The 17739-nt window shown below is 60.7% G+C and carries 16 protein-coding genes; 1 reads left to right on the forward strand and 15 read right to left on the reverse strand.

Annotated features, from left to right (window positions below):
• Positions 1 to 15: 15 nt before the first annotated feature.
• The 3 genes from ftsA to ACQY1P_RS15085 are packed head-to-tail and all read right to left on the reverse strand — an operon-like array spanning position 16 to position 3178.
• Positions 16 to 1347 carry a cell division protein FtsA gene (ftsA, locus tag ACQY1P_RS15075; protein WP_062581091.1) on the reverse strand — a complete coding sequence of 444 codons (1332 nt, stop codon included), beginning with the start codon at positions 1345 to 1347 and terminating at the stop codon, positions 16 to 18.
• Positions 1344 to 2264 (reverse strand): cell division protein FtsQ/DivIB, encoded by a 921-nt coding sequence (locus ACQY1P_RS15080; protein ID WP_062456190.1) that lies wholly within the window; start codon positions 2262 to 2264, stop codon positions 1344 to 1346. Before ACQY1P_RS15080 ends, ftsA begins: the two co-directional genes overlap by 4 nt.
• Positions 2252 to 3178 (reverse strand): D-alanine--D-alanine ligase, encoded by a 927-nt coding sequence (locus ACQY1P_RS15085; protein ID WP_192077029.1) that lies wholly within the window; start codon positions 3176 to 3178, stop codon positions 2252 to 2254. The genes ACQY1P_RS15080 and ACQY1P_RS15085 overlap by 13 nt, the downstream gene beginning before the upstream one ends.
• A gap of 393 nt (positions 3179 to 3571) precedes the next feature.
• Between ACQY1P_RS15085 and ACQY1P_RS15090 the strand changes: the two genes are divergently transcribed.
• Entirely contained in the window at positions 3572 to 4876 is a 1305-nt protein-coding gene (locus ACQY1P_RS15090) for an MFS transporter (protein ID WP_062456185.1), read from the forward strand.
• A gap of 79 nt (positions 4877 to 4955) precedes the next feature.
• Here the strand turns inward: ACQY1P_RS15090 and ACQY1P_RS15095 are convergent, their stop codons facing one another.
• Genes ACQY1P_RS15095 through ftsL form a run of 12 tightly spaced genes read right to left on the reverse strand, consistent with a single transcriptional unit; the run spans position 4956 to position 17737 of the window.
• Positions 4956 to 5078 carry a hypothetical protein gene (locus tag ACQY1P_RS15095; protein WP_280141282.1) on the reverse strand — a complete coding sequence of 41 codons (123 nt, stop codon included), beginning with the start codon at positions 5076 to 5078 and terminating at the stop codon, positions 4956 to 4958.
• Positions 5075 to 5341: a hypothetical protein gene (locus ACQY1P_RS15100; RefSeq protein WP_092660619.1), complete on the reverse strand. Its 267-nt coding sequence runs from the start codon at positions 5339 to 5341 to the stop codon at positions 5075 to 5077. Before ACQY1P_RS15100 ends, ACQY1P_RS15095 begins: the two co-directional genes overlap by 4 nt.
• Before the next feature lie 5 nt (positions 5342 to 5346).
• Positions 5347 to 6321 (reverse strand): UDP-N-acetylmuramate dehydrogenase, encoded by a 975-nt coding sequence (murB, locus tag ACQY1P_RS15105; protein ID WP_325262457.1) that lies wholly within the window; start codon positions 6319 to 6321, stop codon positions 5347 to 5349.
• Between the two features lies 1 nt (position 6322).
• Positions 6323 to 7732: a UDP-N-acetylmuramate--L-alanine ligase gene (gene murC / locus ACQY1P_RS15110; RefSeq protein WP_062456179.1), complete on the reverse strand. Its 1410-nt coding sequence runs from the start codon at positions 7730 to 7732 to the stop codon at positions 6323 to 6325.
• Positions 7729 to 8853, reverse strand: a complete 1125-nt coding sequence (gene murG, locus ACQY1P_RS15115; RefSeq protein WP_192077030.1) for an undecaprenyldiphospho-muramoylpentapeptide beta-N-acetylglucosaminyltransferase — start codon at positions 8851 to 8853, stop codon at positions 7729 to 7731. The genes murC and murG overlap by 4 nt, the downstream gene beginning before the upstream one ends.
• A gap of 4 nt (positions 8854 to 8857) precedes the next feature.
• Positions 8858 to 10012 carry a putative lipid II flippase FtsW gene (gene ftsW / locus ACQY1P_RS15120; RefSeq protein WP_430254137.1) on the reverse strand — a complete coding sequence of 385 codons (1155 nt, stop codon included), beginning with the start codon at positions 10010 to 10012 and terminating at the stop codon, positions 8858 to 8860.
• Between the two features lie 2 nt (positions 10013 to 10014).
• A complete protein-coding gene (gene murD, locus ACQY1P_RS15125; protein WP_430254139.1) occupies positions 10015 to 11421 on the reverse strand; it encodes a UDP-N-acetylmuramoyl-L-alanine--D-glutamate ligase in 1407 nt (468 codons plus the stop codon).
• 4 nt (positions 11422 to 11425) lie between these two features.
• Positions 11426 to 12529, reverse strand: coding sequence for a phospho-N-acetylmuramoyl-pentapeptide-transferase (gene mraY, locus ACQY1P_RS15130; RefSeq protein ID WP_062456167.1), 1104 nt, complete (start codon positions 12527 to 12529; stop codon positions 11426 to 11428).
• Between the two features lie 30 nt (positions 12530 to 12559).
• A complete protein-coding gene (locus ACQY1P_RS15135; protein ID WP_430254141.1) occupies positions 12560 to 13993 on the reverse strand; it encodes a UDP-N-acetylmuramoylalanyl-D-glutamyl-2,6-diaminopimelate--D-alanyl-D-alanine ligase in 1434 nt (477 codons plus the stop codon).
• Entirely contained in the window at positions 13990 to 15462 is a 1473-nt protein-coding gene (locus ACQY1P_RS15140) for a UDP-N-acetylmuramoyl-L-alanyl-D-glutamate--2,6-diaminopimelate ligase (RefSeq protein ID WP_430254143.1), read from the reverse strand. Before ACQY1P_RS15140 ends, ACQY1P_RS15135 begins: the two co-directional genes overlap by 4 nt.
• A gap of 59 nt (positions 15463 to 15521) precedes the next feature.
• Positions 15522 to 17270, reverse strand: a complete 1749-nt coding sequence (locus ACQY1P_RS15145; protein WP_062581106.1) for a peptidoglycan D,D-transpeptidase FtsI family protein — start codon at positions 17268 to 17270, stop codon at positions 15522 to 15524.
• The gene (ftsL, locus tag ACQY1P_RS15150) at positions 17270 to 17737 is read right to left on the reverse strand and encodes a cell division protein FtsL (RefSeq protein ID WP_062456155.1); all 468 of its coding nucleotides are present in this window, start codon (positions 17735 to 17737) and stop codon (positions 17270 to 17272) included. Before ftsL ends, ACQY1P_RS15145 begins: the two co-directional genes overlap by 1 nt.
• Positions 17738 to 17739: the final 2 nt, after the last annotated feature.

The following is a 17739-nucleotide window of genomic DNA, read 5'->3' on the forward strand; positions in this document are numbered from 1 at the left end:
GGAGCAGAGCCCGGGTCAAAAACTTTCCTTGAGCCATTGCCCGACGCGGGCGAGACGGCCGTTTCCATTTCCGAGCGAGCCGATCAGGCCGCTCTGGGATGCATGTGTTTCGAGGTCCGCGACCTGCGGGTAGATCATCAGTCCGACGGCAGTCGAAAAGGCCGGGCCCTTGGCGGCAGCCGGCAAGCCGGAAATGCCCATCGGACGACCAATACGAACATTGCGGGCCAGAATGTGACGGGCCGTCTCCGACAGGCCGGTCAACTGGCTGGCACCGCCCGTCAGAACCACGCGCTTGCCGACGATCGGGCTGAAACCCGATTTCTGGATCCGGTCACGAATCAGTTCCAGCGTTTCTTCGATGCGGGCCTTGACGATCCGGGTGACGAGCGAGCGTGGAACCTGGGTCGGCTGGTCGCGGTCGTCCTCGCCGATCGGCGGAACCGAAATCATGTCGCGGTCGTCTGCGCCGTTGGAGACGGCCGAGCCATGCACGACCTTCATCCGCTCGGCATCCTCGATCCGGGTCGAAAGACCACGTGCAAGGTCAGTGGTGACGTGATGGCCACCGAGGCCGATCGCATCCGTATGAACGAGCTTGCCCTCGGCAAACACCGAAATTGTTGTCGTACCGCCGCCCATGTCGATCGCCGCACAACCCAGTTCGACTTCGTCGTCGACAAGGGCTGCAAGGCCGCTGGCATATGGCGTTGCCACCATGCCCTCGACGGACAGATGCGCCCGGTTGATGCAGAGCTCGAGGTTGCGCAGCATCACGCGCTCGGCGGTGACGACATGCATATCGACGCCCAGCATATCGCCGTACATCGCCAGCGGATCGCGGATCCCGACTTCGCCATCCAGCGTGAAGCCGGTCGGCAGCGAGTGAAGGATTGCGCGGTCCTGGCGAGCCGACTTCTGGCTGGCTGCGACGAGAACACGCTTCAGATCGGCCGATTCGACTTCCTGTCCACCGAGGTCGATCGATGCCGTATAGACGTCGCTGGTCAGACGACCGGCGGAAACATTGACGATGAGGCTGTCGACCGTGAGGCCGGCCATGCGCTCTGCAGCGTCAACCGCAAGACGGACGACGCTTTCCGCCGCATCGAGATCGCCGATGACGCCGGACTTGACGCCGCGCGAACGCTGGTGGCCGATGCCGATGATCTCGACATGATGGGTCCGACCCGGCAGGATCTGGCTTTCCTGCTTTGGCGTCAGCCGCGCAATCATGCACACGACCTTGGTCGAGCCGATGTCGAGCACCGAAACGATGTGGCTGCGCTTGGAAGACAGTGGCTTCATGTGCGGAAGCCCGTAATTGGAAGAACCGAATACACTCACGTCTCTCCTGCCTTCTTCAACGCCTTCGTGCGTGCCTCGACTGCCTCGTTGCGGCGTTCGGTGGCGGCAGAAGTAAGTTCAACGGTTGTGCGGTCGTGCAGGCGAAGATCGACGGCAGCGATGTCACGCTCCAGGATCCGTTCTTCCTTTTCCAGACGAGCCAGCACGCTGAGCGCGGTCTCGACCTGGGTTTCCGGCAGCTTGAGGACAACGCCGTTGTCGATGTGCAAATCCCAGCGACGACCGGCGACGCGAACATAGGCCTTCACCCGCGAGCGAAGCTCCGGCCACGCAGCCATCTGATCGACGAAAGCGGATGCAGCCTTGTCTGCTTCACGACCCACGAACAGCGGCAGGGAAGCGAACTTGCTGTCCCGCAGCGGCGCGATGATGGAACCGTTCTTTTCGATCAGAGCGAGATCCGAACCGTTCTGCCAGATGCCGAAAGCCTCGCGCTCCTTGAGCATGACTTCGATCGTGCGCGGATAGACTTTGCGGACTTCGGCATAGCGAACCCAGGGAAGCTCGGACAGCTTGCGGCGCGCCTGATCGACATCGAGAGCGACCAGCGAGGTCGTGCCATCGAGACCGAGAAGCTGCAGGATGTCGATTTCCGAGGTCTGGTCATTGCCCGAGACGCGAACGTCTTCGATGGCGAAACCGACGGCCGCTGTCGTCGCCTGAGCAACCGTCTGGGCATGACCGCCGAGCGACATTCCGTAGAGGCCGACAACCGCGAAGAAACCGAAAGTCGCGAACGTGCCGGTATGATCAGGGATATGGATGCGGCCCGTCGCAAGGCTCAAGCCGAAGCGGACGACGCGGCGCAGTGGACGCGGCAGTACACGACGCTCTTCAGCGCCGAGATAGTTTGCCCGGCCGTGATCGTCAGCTTTTTTGCTATTCAACGCAAACACGACGCGTCCTCCACCATCCAACGGACGAGACCACCAAAAGTATGACCGGCATGAACAGCCATCTCAGGCACAAGCGAGGTCGGCGTCATCCCGGGCTGCGTGTTGATTTCCAGCCAGATGACTTCGCCGTCTTCGGAAAACCGGTCGTCGAAGCGAAAGTCCGAGCGACTGACGCCACGGCACCCCATCGCCCGGTGCGCCTCAAGCGCCAAGGATTGAATTTTTTGGTAAATATTTGGTGAAATTTGTGCGGGAATGACGTGGCTCGAACCACCGACCGCATATTTCGCATCGTAGTCATAGAACGCGTCGCCGTTCGGGATGACTTCCGTCACACCCAGCGCCACGTCGCCCATGACGCCGCAGGTCAGCTCGCGGCCATAGACATAACGCTCGACCATCACCTGGCTGCCGTACTTCCAATCCGGCGAGGTAATGATCTGCGGCGGGTGAGACTGGCCTTCCTTGACGATGACGACGCCGAAGGACGAGCCTTCGCGGACCGGCTTGACGACGTAAGGCGTGGCGATCGGATGCTCGTTGGTAAACTCATGGCGATCCATGACCTTGGCTTCAGCAACAGGAATACCGGCAGCCTTGGCCACGTGCTTTGCCTGCTGCTTGTCCATCGCGAGAGCGGAGGCAAGAACGCCGGAATGCGTATAAGGGATCTCAAGATATTCGAGCACACCCTGGATGGTGCCATCTTCACCGAAGGGACCATGCAGCGCATTGAAGGCGACATCCGGGCGCAGGCTGGCAAGAACCGCTGCGACATCACGATCGACATCAACCCGCGTCACCTTGTAACCCTCGCCTTCCAAAGCCTCAGCACAGGCGTTGCCGGAAGACAGGCTGACCGGCCGCTCGGAGGAAAACCCTCCCATCAATACAGCCACATGCATGTCGTTCATCAACCACTCCCGGAAAAGGGCTTTAGGCTTAAGCGACATCGCTTGCGCCAAACTTGTACGACCAACGATTCTTTCTCAGATCTGATCGCCAGGCTATTGGTGCACCAAAATGGTTAACAAATCGTTTACTTTCCTTAATGGGAGAACCCAACAGGCTGAAATTGAAGCACAAATTAGATTTTGAAATGGTTAATGCAGGACTTGAGGTCGCAGGGTACCGCACGGGACATGCAGCTCGAACAGCTGCTCGAACGCGGCAAGATCGCAATGGATCAGGGGTGAAAACGTGCCGTTTATTGCGCGTTTTTTGTTTTACTCGTCAGAAAACTGCTGTATGTCGCAGCCGGTACTCCTTGAGAGCCGCATATTTAAATCTCCTGAATTGGAATCAGTATGACAAACGCGACGCCTCCCGCTTCGCCGTCAGCTGAGCCGTTAGCGCATGTTGCAATGAATTCTCCTGCACGCGTCCTGACGGCCAGCCTGGTCGGCACGACGATCGAGTTCTTCGATTTCTACGTTTACGCGACGGCTGCGGTCCTCGTCTTCCCGGCGCTGTTCTTCCCCAACAGCGATCCGACGACGGCGCTGCTTGCCTCGTTCGCAACCTTCTCGATCGCATTTTTTGCCCGCCCGCTCGGAGCCGTCGTGTTCGGCCATTTCGGTGACCGGATCGGACGCAAGACCACGCTGGTTGCCGCACTTTTGACCATGGGCATTTCCACCGTGATCATCGGCCTGCTGCCGACCTATGAGACGATCGGCGTGGCAGCACCGCTGCTTCTGGCGCTTTGCCGTTTCGGCCAGGGCTTTGGCCTCGGCGGCGAATGGGGCGGTGCTGTTCTGCTCGCGACCGAAAACGCACCTCCTGGTAAGCGCACCTGGTACGGCATGTTCCCGCAGCTTGGCGCTCCTGTCGGCCTGTTCCTGTCTTCGGGCGTGTTCTGGATCCTGCTGCACTTCATGTCGCAGGAAGCGCTTCTGTCCTGGGGCTGGCGCATTCCGTTCATTGCATCGATCCTGTTGATTGCCGTTGGCCTCTGGGTACGCCTCTCGATCACCGAGACGCCCGCCTTCCAGAAGACGATCGACAAGCAGGAGCGGGTCGAGATCCCGGTCGTGGAACTGTTCCGCACGCACAAGCGCAGCCTGGCGCTTGGCACTTTCGTGGCGCTTGCAACCTTCGTGCTGTTTTACATCGGCTCGGCCTATCTTCTGTCCTACAACGTCAAGATCCTGAAGATGCCGTTCCTCGATGCGCTCGAGGTGCAGCTGCTCGGCTCGATCGTGTTCGGCATTTTCATTCCGATCGTTGGCAAGCTGGGTGACCGCTACGGACGCCGCGAGATGCTGATCGTGACGACGGTGCTGATCGGGCTGTTCTCGTTTGTCCTGCCAGCACTGATGACCAATGGCGAAGGCATGATCTTCCTGTTCGTCGTACTGGCGATGGTGCTGATGGGCATGACCTATGGCCTGATCGGAACGGCACTGGCCGCGCCCTTCCCGACCGCGGTCCGCTATACGGGCTCGTCGATCACCTTCAACCTCGCCGGCATCTTCGGCGCGTCGCTCGCGCCCTATATCGCAACCTACCTGCAGGCCAATTACGGCATGGCCTATGTCGGCTACTATCTCGGCATCGCGGCCGTAATCACGCTGGTCTGCATCCTCCTGTCGGGCAAAGACGAAGTCTGAGCCACGGCGGAATCAAACTGACAAAAAAGCCCGCGAAGTCTCTGACTTCGCGGGCTTTTCGTTGTTGACCTGTCATGCCCTATTCGCCGGCATGCGGCGGCCTGCGCCGCTCTTTCCACTTTTCATAAGCCATCCATACCAAAGCAATGCCTGATATGCTCAAAGGCAGGATGTAAAGATAGAAAGCTGCAGCGAAATTCATGGCCTCAGTTTTCCCAACATAAGCTGTGCAGCGAAATGTAGTACCAATGCGGTGAAAATCCAAGCCGTGGTCGAGGCAACGATTGATACCGAAATACCAAACGTGACGCCGTTATTGGACATCGAAGCGATCGGAGCAATGAAGCCGGCCGCAACGGACGCGCTGGAGAGCCTGTCGAGCGCATTGGCCCGGAGCTTGGTCCGTTCGTTGTGGACAAGAAGGAGCTTCCGCTCCTCCTTTCCAAAATCGAACGGGTCGCTCATGTCAGCTACTCCGTCGTCGCACCCTGGAAGGGTCGCACTTCCCTACCCGGCATGAAGATGCCGAGTCGCTTGATCTCCCATTCCAGCTTGATGCCGGATTTGTCGAACACGCGCTGGCGCACCATCTCGCCGAGATATTCGAGATCATAACCGGTGGCATGGCCGATATTGATCATGAAATTGCAATGCAGCGACGACATCTGGGCGCCGCCGTTCATCAGGCCGCGGCCGCCGGCCTCGTCGATAAGGCTCCAGGCGGAATGGCCTTCCGGGTTCTTGAAGGTAGAGCCGCCGGTCTTTTCCTTTACCGGCTGCACGGTCTCGCGGTGCTGGCGCACCGCGTCCATGTCGGCGCGGATCTTGGCACGGTCCTCCGGATACCCTTCGAACACCGCATGGGTGAAGATCAGGTCCTTGGAAGCCGACGAATGGCGGTAGCTGTAGCCCATGTCCTCGTTGGAAAGCACATGTACTTGACCCTGGCGATCGACGGCATGGACTTCGACCAGCCGCTCGGCAGTCTCCCCGCCATTGGCGCCGGCATTCATGCGCAGCGCTCCGCCAATCGAACCCGGTATGCCGTAGTAGAAGGCAAACCCGCCGATACCATTGTCCATCGCCATCGCAGCGAGGTGCTTGTCCGGGCAGATCGCACCGGCCTTGATCCGGTTGTCACCCACGAGATCGAGCTGGCCGAACCCCTTGGCAGAGAGACGGACCACAACGCCCGGAATACCACCATCGCGCACCAACAGATTGGAGCCGACGCCGACAACGGTCAACGGGACCTCTTGCGGCAGCATCTTGAGGAAAGTCGCGAGATCCTCGGCGTCATGCGGCTGGAACATCAGCTCGGCAAGTCCGCCGGCCTGAAACCACGTGACCCGATCCATCGGCGCATTCGGCGTCAGACGACCACGCAGATTCTTGACGCCGTCCCCGAGTGACGTCAGCAGCTTTTCCCCATTCACTTGTTTCATTCTACTGTCCCGAAAATCTCTCAAGTTCCTTCGGCAACGACGCAGCCCATTGCGTGATGTTGCCTGCCCCCAGAAGCACCACGAAATCCCCCGGCTTCGCAATGCCGGAGACGATCGAAGCCAGTTCGCTCGGAGAGGTCATGTAACGCGCATCGCGGTGGCCGCTCGATTTGATCCGCGACACCAGCGATTCTGAATTGACCCCTTCGATCGGATCTTCCCCCGCGGCATAGACCGGCGCAAGGATGATACTGTCGGCATCGTTAAAACAATTCGCAAAATCGTCAAACAGGCTCGACAACCGGGAGAAACGGTGCGGCTGGTGGACGGCGATGACACGCCCCTGGCACGCCTCGCGCGCTGCCTTCAGCACGGCCTTGATCTCGACCGGATGGTGACCGTAATCGTCGAAGATGGAAACGCCGTCGACAGTGCCGGTCAGGGTGAAGCGGCGCTTGACGCCGGAGAAATTCGCAAGACCCTTGCGGATATTTTCTTCCGATATCCCGAGCCGGTTTGCGACGGCAATCGCAGCCGTTGCGTTGGAGATGTTGTGGCGGCCTGGCATCGGCAACACGAGATCCTTGAAGGTGAAGATCCGGCCGGTGCGACGGCGACGGATTTCCACGTCGAAGATCGACTTGGTGCCCTCCATGCGGATGTTCGAAAACCGCGCATCGGCCTGCGGGTTCTCGCCGTAGGTCACGACCTTGCGGTCCTCGATCTTGCCGACCAGCGCCTGCACTTCCGGGTGATCGAGGCAGAGAATGCCGAAGCCGTAGAACGGCACGTTCTCGACGAATTGCCGGAAGGCAGCTCGCACCGCGTCGAAATTGCCGTAGTGGTCGAGATGCTCCGGATCGATATTGGTCACAACCGCGACGTCAGCGGGCAGTTTTAGGAAGGTACCGTCCGATTCGTCGGCTTCCACCACCATCCACTCGCCTTCGCCCATGCGGGCGTTGGTGCCGTAGGCGTTGATGATGCCGCCGTTGATGACGGTCGGATCGAGATTGCCGGCTTCGAGCAATGCCGCGACCATCGAGGTCGTGGTGGTCTTGCCATGCGTGCCGCCGATCGCAATCGCGTTGCGGAAGCGCATCAGCTCCGCCAGCATTTCCGCGCGCCGGACGATCGGCAGCGATTTTTCTCGCGCAGCAACCAGTTCCGGATTGTTCTTCTTGATCGCTGTCGAAACGACCACGACTTCCGCATCGCCGAGGTTTTCGGCGGTATGGCCGACGAACACCGGAATGCCCTTGTCGCGCAGACGCTGCACGTTGGCGCTATCGGCCTGGTCGGAGCCCTGAACGTTGTGGCCGAGATTGTGCAGCACTTCGGCGATACCGCTCATGCCGATCCCGCCGATGCCGATGAAATGAACGAGGCCAATAGCCTTCGGCATCTTCATGCCCGTACTCCCTTGAATTCTGCAATATTTTTACGTTCAGCAACCGCGGTGACGAGGTCTGCGAGTGCGATCGCCGCATTGGGCCGACCTGCCCGCTTGGCGGCTGCCGCCGTCTTTTCCAGCCGCTCCGGCTCATTCATGGCAGACGATATCATCGCCGAGAGGCGTTCCGGCGAAAGCTCGGACTGCGCCACGACCTCGGCTCCGCCGGTCGCAACGAGCGCCGCCGCATTGGCCGCCTGGTCGTGATCCAGAGCATAGGGATAGGGCACCAGAATGGACGGTCGCCCGATCACCGAGATCTCCGATACCGTCGATGCACCCGAGCGGCACACCACGAGATGCGCCGCCGCAAGACGCTCGGCCATGTCGGGGAAGAACGGCGAGATTTCTACCTTCGAATTCAGCTTGCCGAAGCACGAGCCGACACGGCCCTGATCCTCGGGGCGTGCCTGCTGTGTCACAACCAGCCTGTCCCGCTCGGATTGATCGAGAAGGCTCAAGGCCGTGGGCACGGCAGACGAGAAGAACTGAGCGCCCTGGCTACCACCGAACACGACGAGCCGGAACGGATCAGTTCCCCGCGACGCGACGTAGGGCACGTTTGCGGCTTCCAGAACCGCGGGGCGCACGGGATTGCCGGTCGTTACGGTCTTTGCCGCGTATGTGCCGGTCGTTTCGGGAAGAAACCCGCCAGCGATCGCCTGCACCCTCGAAGCCAGCGCCTTGTTGGCCCGGCCCATCACTGCATTCTGCTCATGGATGATCGTCGGCACGCCCATGCCGGTCGAGGCCATCAATGGCGGGACTGTTGGATAGCCACCGAAGCCGACGACCGCGATCGGCCGCAAACGCGATATCAGCTTGCGCGCGGCGCGAAGACCGGTCCAGAGCTTCCAGGCAGTCCGCGCCATCGCGATCGGATTTTTCGATCCGAACGTCGCCGACGGTACGACATGAATCTCATCAGCCGGAAACTTGCCAGCAAAACGCTCGGCGCGGCTGTCGGTCACCAGATGCACGGAAAAGCCCCGTGCTTTCAGCTCGTGACCCAATGCTTCCGCAGGAAAAAGATGACCGCCGGTTCCCCCGGCGGCTAACAGAATAATGCCCTTGCTCATATACCTACTCCGCGGGAACTCCGGACGCGACGCGGAACAAGCTGCGTTCCTGCGCGCGCCGTTCCGGCCGGTGACGTGTGAGTGCCAGAATAAAACCAGCTGTCACACATATGGCGATCATCGACGATCCGCCATAGGAGATCAACGGAAGCGTCATTCCCTTGGCCGGCATCAACTCGAGATTGACGCCGATATTGATCATCGACTGTATGCCGATCTGCAGCACCAGACCGGCGACGGCAAAGCGGTTGAAGTCGTTGCGCTCGTTGAAGGCATGCTTGAGGCCGCGCAGCGCGATGAAGGCGAAGATTGCAACGAGCGCCATGCAGAAGATGATTCCGAATTCCTCGGCCGCGACGGAGAACACGAAGTCGGTGTGACTGTCGGGCAGGATCCGCTTGACGATGCCCTCGCCCGGTCCCTGACCGAACCAGTTGCCACGCACGATCGCCTCATGCGCGGTTTCCACCTGGAAGCGGTCGCCTTCGCCGGTCAGGAACTTGTCGAAACGGGCCGTCACGTGCGGCAGCATGTAATAGGCCGCCAGAAGACCGCCGACACCGACACCGCCGAGCAGAACGATCCAGAGCCACGGCATGCCGGCCATGAAGAACATGCCGCCCCACACGATGCTGGTCAGGATCGTCTGCCCAAGGTCGGGCTGCGCGACAAGAAGGGCCGCGACGATGCCGAACAGGATGATGGCGAAGAGATTGCCCGGAATTTCAGGCTGCCGTGCGTGCTCTGAAAACAGCCAGGCGCAGACCACCACGAAGGCGGGCTTCATGAATTCGGAGGGCTGAATGGACAGCGCGCCGACACCGATCCAGCGCCGCGCCCCCTTGACCTCGACGCCGAAGAACAACGCCAGAACCATCGCGGCCAGCGAAAGAGCAAGAAGCACGATTGCGGTCCTTCGTACCTGACGCGGGGTCAGGAACGACAGGCCAATCATGATGGCGAGTGACGGAATGAGGAAAACCGCATGGCGTTCGACGAAGTGGAAGTCTGAGAGACCGATGCGCTGGGCAACGGCTGGCGATGCCGCAAACGACAACATGAACCCGATGCCCATCAGCATGATAAAGGCCGCCAGGAAAAAACGGTCGATCGTCCAGAACCAGTCTGCGAGCGGTCCACGGTCTGCGCGGCTTACCATATTCAGTTTCCTTTTCCGGTATCGACCAGCATGTCCACACGGTCGAGAGCTGCGACGAGTGCGACAAACGCATCGCCGCGCACTTCGAAATTCTTAAACTGATCAAAGCTGGCGCATGCCGGCGACAACATCACTGCCGACGAAACAGTGTCGGCTGCCGCATCTGCGGCTGCATGGGTAACGGCCCGTTCGAGCGTGCCCGAAATCTCGTAAGGGACCGTGTCTCCAAGAGTTGCTGCGAATGCCGGTGCTGCTTCTCCGATCAAATAGACTTTTGTTATATTCTGGAAGAGTGGTGCGAGGCTTGCGATGCCGCCTTCCTTGGGAAGACCGCCCGCAATCCAGTAGATCCGCTCATAGCTGGAAAGCGCAGGGGCCGCGGCTTCGGCGTTCGTTGCCTTCGAATCATTGACGAAAACAACATGGTCCCGTCTCCCGACCGGCTGCATGCGGTGCTTGAGGCCCGGGAATGACCGCAGACCGGCGCGGATGTCATCGGCAGACACGCCGACAGCCAGGCAGGCTGCAATTGCGGCTGCCGCGTTCTGAGCGTTGTGGCTGCCCTTCAACGTCGGGATGCCATCGAGGTCGACGAGAGCGGAAGACACGCCGCCATTCATCTCGATGAGCCGGGTTGTCTCGGCATAGATACCATCGGCGACCGCATTGCGCTTGGAAATGCGCCGAACCTTGACGCCCGTGCGCTCGACCCGGTCGGCGATCAGCGTCGAATAGCTGTCGTCGACGCCGATGACGGCGGTCTTCGCCCCAGCAACCAATCGCTCCTTGATGTCGGCATAATGCTGCATCGTGCCGTGACGGTCGAGATGATCGGGCGTGAGGTTAAGCAATATGCCGGCCGTGGGGTTGAGCGTCGGGGCCAGATCGATCTGGTAGGACGAGCATTCGACGACGTAATAGCGTTCGGCCTTCGGCGGATCGAGCGTCAGGATCGCCGTCCCGATATTGCCGCCCAGTTGCGTGTCGCGCCCGCTTGAGCGCAGAATATGCGCAATCAGCGCCGTCGTGGTCGACTTGCCGTTGGTGCCGGTGATGGCGATGAACGGGCAATCCGGCGCATGCGCCCGGCGCTCGCGCACGAAAAGCTCCACATCGCCGATGATCTCGACGCCGGCAGCACGCGCCAGATCTGCGCTCCAATGCGGCTTTGGATGGGTCAGCGGAACACCCGGAGACAGGACGAAGGCCGCCTGCGCGCTCCAGTCGATGGTTCTCAGGTCCGCCGTCTCGATGCCGGCAACGTTTGCCTTGGCGACGCTGTCAGGATTGTCGTCCCAGGCCAGAACCGTGGCACCGCCGGCAACCAGCGCCTGCGCGGTCGCCAGTCCCGAACCACCGAGACCGAAAAGCGCGACACGTTTTCCGCTGAACGTCGTGACCGGGATCATCGGATCACCGCAGCTTGAGGGTCGAGAGGCCGAGCATCGCGAGGCCGACGGCGATGATCCAGAACCGGATCACGACCTGGCTTTCGGTCCAGCCGAGCTTTTCGAAGTGGTGATGGATCGGCGCCATCAGGAACACACGCCGGCCGGTCATCTTGAAGAAGCCGACCTGAATGATCACGGACATCGTTTCCATCACGAACAGGCCGCCGATGATCGCCATGACGATCTCGTGCTTGGTGGCGACGGCAACCGAACCGATCAGGCCGCCGAGTGCCAGCGAACCGGTATCGCCCATGAAGATCGCAGCCGGCGGGGCGTTGAACCAGAGAAAGCCGAGGCCAGCCCCGATCACCGCGCCCATGATGACGGCGAGCTCACCGGTTCCGGGGACAAAATTGATCTGCAGATAGCCTGCAAAGACGGCGTTACCGACGAGGTAGGCAATCACCCCGAACGACGCGGCGGCAATCATGACCGGCACAATCGCCAACCCGTCGAGACCGTCAGTCAGGTTGACCGCATTGCCGGCGCCGACGATGACAAAGCCACCGAACAGGATGAAGAAATAGCCGATATTGATCAGGAAATCCTTGGCGAAGGGAAAGGCGACCGAGGTTGCCAGATGCGGGTTTCCCGCCGGCTCCGTCACCATCGCAAGCCGCATCATGAAGAACACGGCGATGCCGGCGATCAGGAACTCGATGCCAAGACGGGCCTTGCCGGAAAATCCCTTGTCGGTCTGCTTGGTGACCTTAAGATAGTCGTCATAAAAACCGATCGCGCCGAATCCGAGCGTCACGAGCAGCGTGGCGACCACGTAGATGTTGGAAAGATCGGCCCAGAGCAGCGATCCGCCGACGATGCCGGCGAGAATCATCAACCCGCCCATGGTCGGCGTACCGGCCTTCTTGAAATGGGTCTGCGGTCCGTCGGCGCGGATCGGCTGACCCTTGCCCTGACGGATTCGGAGTGAATTGATCATCCGTGGCCCGAACATGAAGACGATGAACGCCGAGGTGAAGAGCGCCGCTCCCGTCCTGAACGTGATGTATCGGAACAGGTTGAAGAACTGAATCTTGTCTGCCAGTTCCACGAGCCAGATCAGCATAAAGGGCCCTTTCAAAAAAGCCGCGTCGTCTTAAGGTTGGCGGTCCGTGTCGGAAAAAGCCGGGTAGTTGTCAAGCAGCGCGGCAACGATCTTGCCGAAACCAAGCCCAAGTGACGACTTCACCATCAGCACGTCGCCGGGAATGACGGAGCGCACGACGTATTCAGTCAGTGCGTCCGTCGTTTCGAAATACTGTACGTCGACACTATCAGGCAGCGCATCCCGCAGAGCGGCCATTTCCTTGCCGGCGAGCCAGACGTGCTCGATCCCGGAGGCGAGCAATGGCCCGCCCAGCTCTTCGTGCACCTGGGCCGAGAACTCGCCCATTTCCAGCATGTCGCCGAGGACGGCAATGCGGCGACCGGTGAGTTCCGGTGCTGTCGCTGCGAGCAGGGAGATCGCGGCCCGAACGGAGGCAGGATTAGCGTTGTAGCTCTCGTCGATCAGCGTCAAATGGCCTTCGCCAATACCGAGACGATGGCGCTGTCCCCTGCCCTTGACGGCCTTGAGTTCGGCCAGCGCCTGCCCCACCGAGCCCATGTCAGCACCGAGGAGGAGCGCCGCTCCTAAAACTGCCATGGCATTTTCGGCGATGTGGCGGCCAGGTGCGCCGATTACGAACTCCTTCGTCTCGCCATTGAGAACGGCCCAGATAACGGAGCTCTCGGCATTGCCCTCGAAATCGGCAAGGCGATAGTCGGCCTTTGCATGCTGGCCAAACGTCATGACATGGCTGACGCCCAACTCGTGGGCTTTCTGTTCCAGCAGCGCAAACTGTGCATTGTCGTGGTTGAGGATGGCAGCCCCGCCGGGCTCGATACCCTCAAGGATCTCGGCTTTGGCGGCGGCGATCTCTTCGAGATTGTTGAAATGCCCGAGATGGGCGGCAGCAATCGTCGTGATGATCGCCACATGCGGGCGCACCATTTTGACCAGCGGCCGGATTTCGTCGGCATGGTTCATGCCGATCTCGAACACGCCGAAATCCGTATCGGACGGCATGCGTGCGAGCGTCAGCGGGACGCCCCAGTGATTGTTGAACGAGGCGACGGCCGCATGCACCTTGCCGGACGGGGCAAGCGCATGGCGCAACATTTCCTTTGTCGTCGTCTTGCCGACCGAACCTGTCACGGCAACGATACGGGCGCGACTGCGGTCACGCGCCGCGATCCCGAGCTTGACGAGTGCGGCCAGCACGTCCTCGACGACGATCATCGGGATCGTCAGACGGCCCATTGCCGGCAGCTTCGCTTCTGAAACGACGATCAGCGATGCACCGTTGGCAATCGCCATGCTGGCATAGTCATGCCCGTCGACCCGGTCACCCTTGATGGCGAAAAACGCTTCACCCTCGGTGATTCCGCGGCTGTCGATCGAAAGACCGGTGACGCCTTCCGGCATCTGCCCGATCGGCCGGCCGTCCATGACCGTGGCCATTTCCTGCGAGGTCCAAAGAAAGCTCACGATGCTACGCCCTCCGCCAGATCCTGCAATGCCTTGCGCACTTCGACATGATCGGAGAACGGCAATGTCGTTGCCCCAACCGTCTGTCCTTCCTCATGCCCCTTGCCGGCAACGATCAGCGTATCGCCAGTTTTGAGCAGTCCGACCGCGTGACGGATTGCCTTTGCCCTGTCGCCGATCTCTTCCGCGCCCGGCGCTGCCGCCATGATCTCGGAGCGGATCGTGGCTGGCTCCTCGGAGCGAGGATTGTCGTCGGTGACGATCACCACGTCCGCAAGGCGGGTGGCAATCTCTCCCATGATCGGACGCTTGCCCTTGTCGCGATCTCCGCCGCAGCCGAACACAACGACCACGCGGCCGGTGGTGAACGGACGCACGGAGCTCAGAACGTTCTCGAGAGCATCGGGCTTGTGGGCGTAATCCACATAGGCAAGCGCGCCATCCTTCGTCTGGCCGACAAGCTCGAGCCGGCCGGATGCGCCGACGAGCTTTTCAAGCGCTGCCATGGCAACAGCGGCCGGAACGCCGGTCGACATCGCAAGTCCTGCGGCAACCAGCGCATTGGCGACCTGGAAGTCCCCCGCAAGCGGGATATCGACCTCATAGATCTTGCCGTCCGCATGGATCTCCGCGGTCTGCTTGTGACGGAAGTGCTCGACACGCTTCAGGCAGAGATAACCGCCCTTGCGCCCGACGGTCCGGATGCTGAGGCCTGAAGCAAGTGCCACCTCGATCGCAGTTTCAGTCCAGCGGTCGTCGGCAAAGATCACGGCCGGAGCGCCCGCAGGTGCCAGCGTATCGAACAGCCGCATCTTGGCGGCCATGTAGCTCTCGACGGTCGGATGGTAGTCCATATGGTCGCGGCCAAGATTGGTGAAACCGACAGCTGACAGCTTGACGCCGTCGAGACGGCTCTGGTCGAGACCGTGGCTGGACGCTTCCATCGCCGCGTGGGTGACGCCTTCGGACGCGAGTTCCGCCAGTAGCTTCTGAAGCTCGACGGGATCAGGCGTGGTCAGTGAGCCGTAATCGTTGCGATCAGGCGAGACGACGCCCGTCGTACCGATCTGTGCAGCCGCATGGCCGGCATAGGCCCAGATCTGCCGGGTGAAGGACGCAACCGAAGTCTTGCCCGCAGTGCCTGTTACCGCAACCATCGTCTCCGGCTGAGCGCCATACAGCCGAGCGGCAGCGATTGCCAGAAAGCGACGTGGATTGTCCACGACCACAACCGGGATGCTGCTGTCTGCCGGATGGGACGCGATGGCGACAACCGCACCCTTGGCGGCGGCATCGTCGACAAAGCGCGACCCGTCTGCCTTGGATCCAGCAAGAGCTGCAAACAGCATGCCCTCGGCGATTTGCCGACTGTCCGAGGAAAGACCGAGAATATCCACATCACCGGCTGGTCCAGCCAGGATATCGGCCGCTTCCGGAAAATCGTCTCCGGCAAGATCGCGCAGTTTCATCGGTAATCTTTCCATCTAACAGCAGGCTCCCTCACGAATCGAGGGCCCGTTCTTGATCCTCAATAAGACACAAGCAGGGCAGAACCGTCATTGCCGAATTTTGGCTTTACACCGAGAATGGGAGCAGACCGCGCGATGATCTCCTTGACCATGGGTGCTGCGGACATCGCAGCAAGCGCGGCGCCATTGCCTTTGTCGGTCTTCGGCTCGTCGCTGAAGGACAGGACGACATAGCGCGGATTGTCCATCGGGAAGGCAGACAGAAACGCGTTGAAGTTCTTGTCGTGGGCGTAGCGGCCGTTGACGACCTTGTCCGCCGTTCCGGTCTTGCCGCCCACATTGAAGCCGGCCACGCGCGCATTGCGGCCCGATCCGTTGATGCCGTTCCATTCGAACAGGAAGCGCATGTCCTTGCTGGTCGTGGGCTTCATGACCTGGGTGGCGATCTCGTCGGCCTGCGCCTGGGTGCGGGGCAGGAATGTCGGCGGAACGAGCTTGCCGCCGTTGACCAGTGCCGCACCGGCAACAGCCGTCTGTAGCGGCGTTGTCGACACGCCGTGACCGAACGAGATGGTGATGGAGTTGATCTTCTTCCATTCGCGCGGCTGACTTGGCATCGCGATTTCCGGCAGTTCGGTCTTCATCCGGCTGAGAAGTCCAAGCCGCGTCAGGAAGTCCTTGTGTCCCGCAATGCCGACCATGTCGGCGATCTTCGCCGTGCCGATGTTCGAAGAATACTGGAAGATTTCCGGAACGCTCAACACGCGCCCCTTGCCATGGAAGTCCTTGATGGTGAAACCGCCGATGCGGATCGGGAAGCGCGCATCGAACGAGCTCTGCAGGTTCATCTTGCCGTCATCGAGACCCATGGCGAGCGTGAAGGATTTGAAGGTGGAGCCCATTTCGAACGTGCTGTTCGACATGCGGTTCATCCAGCCCTTTTCAGCGTCCACGCCGTTCGGGTCGTTCGGATCGAAATCCGGCGCCGATGCCATGCCGAGGATTTCACCGGTGTGAACGTCGATGACGACGGCGCCTGCACCGATCGCCGAGTATTTGCCGATCGATTCGGCAACGACCTGCTGAACGATTGCCTGGACGCGCAGATCGATCGACAACTTGACCGGCTCAAGCGGCTGATCGGAGGTCATGCCGACGGCCGCAAGGTCCGCGAGACCCTGGGAATCGATGTAGCGTTCCATTCCGGCGACGCCGCGGTTGTCGATATTGACGTAACCGACGAGATGCGCAGCAGTTCTGCCACCGGGATAGAAACGGCGCTTCTCAGGTCGAAAACCGATGCCCGGGATGCCGAGCGCCAGAATCTGGCTCTGCTGCTTCGGGGTCAGCTGGCGACGCAGCCACTGGAAATGCGAATTGGAACGAAGCTTCGTATAGGTGCCCTTCACGTCGAGATCGTTCAGCACGGTCGCGAGCTTTTCGATCACCTCGTCGGCGTCGACGATCTTGTGCGGCTCGGCAAACAGCGAGACGGTGCGGATGTCGGTGGCCAGCACCTCGCCGTTGCGGTCGACAATATCCGGGCGCGACGCCATGAACCGGTCTGCCGGCAGAATGCTCGACGTTACCTCAGGCATCGCAAAGCCGTATTGCACGAGACGTCCGCCGATGACGCCGTAGAACGCGACAAAGCCGGCGATCAGGAGACCGACGCGGTTCTTGGCCTGAGCGGATTTGCGCTTGCGGGTGCCTTCGAACGACGCACCGCGCATCGACGGGCGCCCACGGCCCCCGGCCGAAAAATGCGCCCTGCTCTTCAAAACCATGATTCGTGACAGGAAGGACATCAGCGTCTCACCGATCCGGTTGAATGAACATCAAGAGTGGAAGCACCACGGTTTTTCGGCACCGGTATCTTGGACGGAGGCCTGGACTTTGCAGCCTCGACGCCCTTCAGCGCCGCTGCGACTTCGCTGTCCTTGCCGGAAATGATGTCCTCGATGGTGGTCTCGGGCTGCGGCAGACGCGACTTCATCATCGGCAATTCCTTGGGCATGGCGAGTTGCGTCGTATCGGTCGCGCCAAGGCCGAGCTCGGTGCCATAGACCCCGATCAGCCGGTGAAGACGGTTCGGCTGGGTTAGAAGCGCCCAGTCGGCCCTCAAGAGATCGATCGTATCTTTCTCGAGCCTGATCTCGGTTTCGAGACGCCGGACCTCTTCAAGTTTCTCATCGGCGCGATGCTTGATCGAATAGGTCACGACAGCCGTTGCCGTCATGACGCCGATCAGCACGAGATCGAAGCTTCTCAACATCC

Origin of the sequence: Neorhizobium sp. DAR64872/K0K18 (assembly GCF_050500175.1) — a bacterium.
GTDB lineage: Bacteria > Pseudomonadota > Alphaproteobacteria > Rhizobiales > Rhizobiaceae > Neorhizobium > Neorhizobium soli.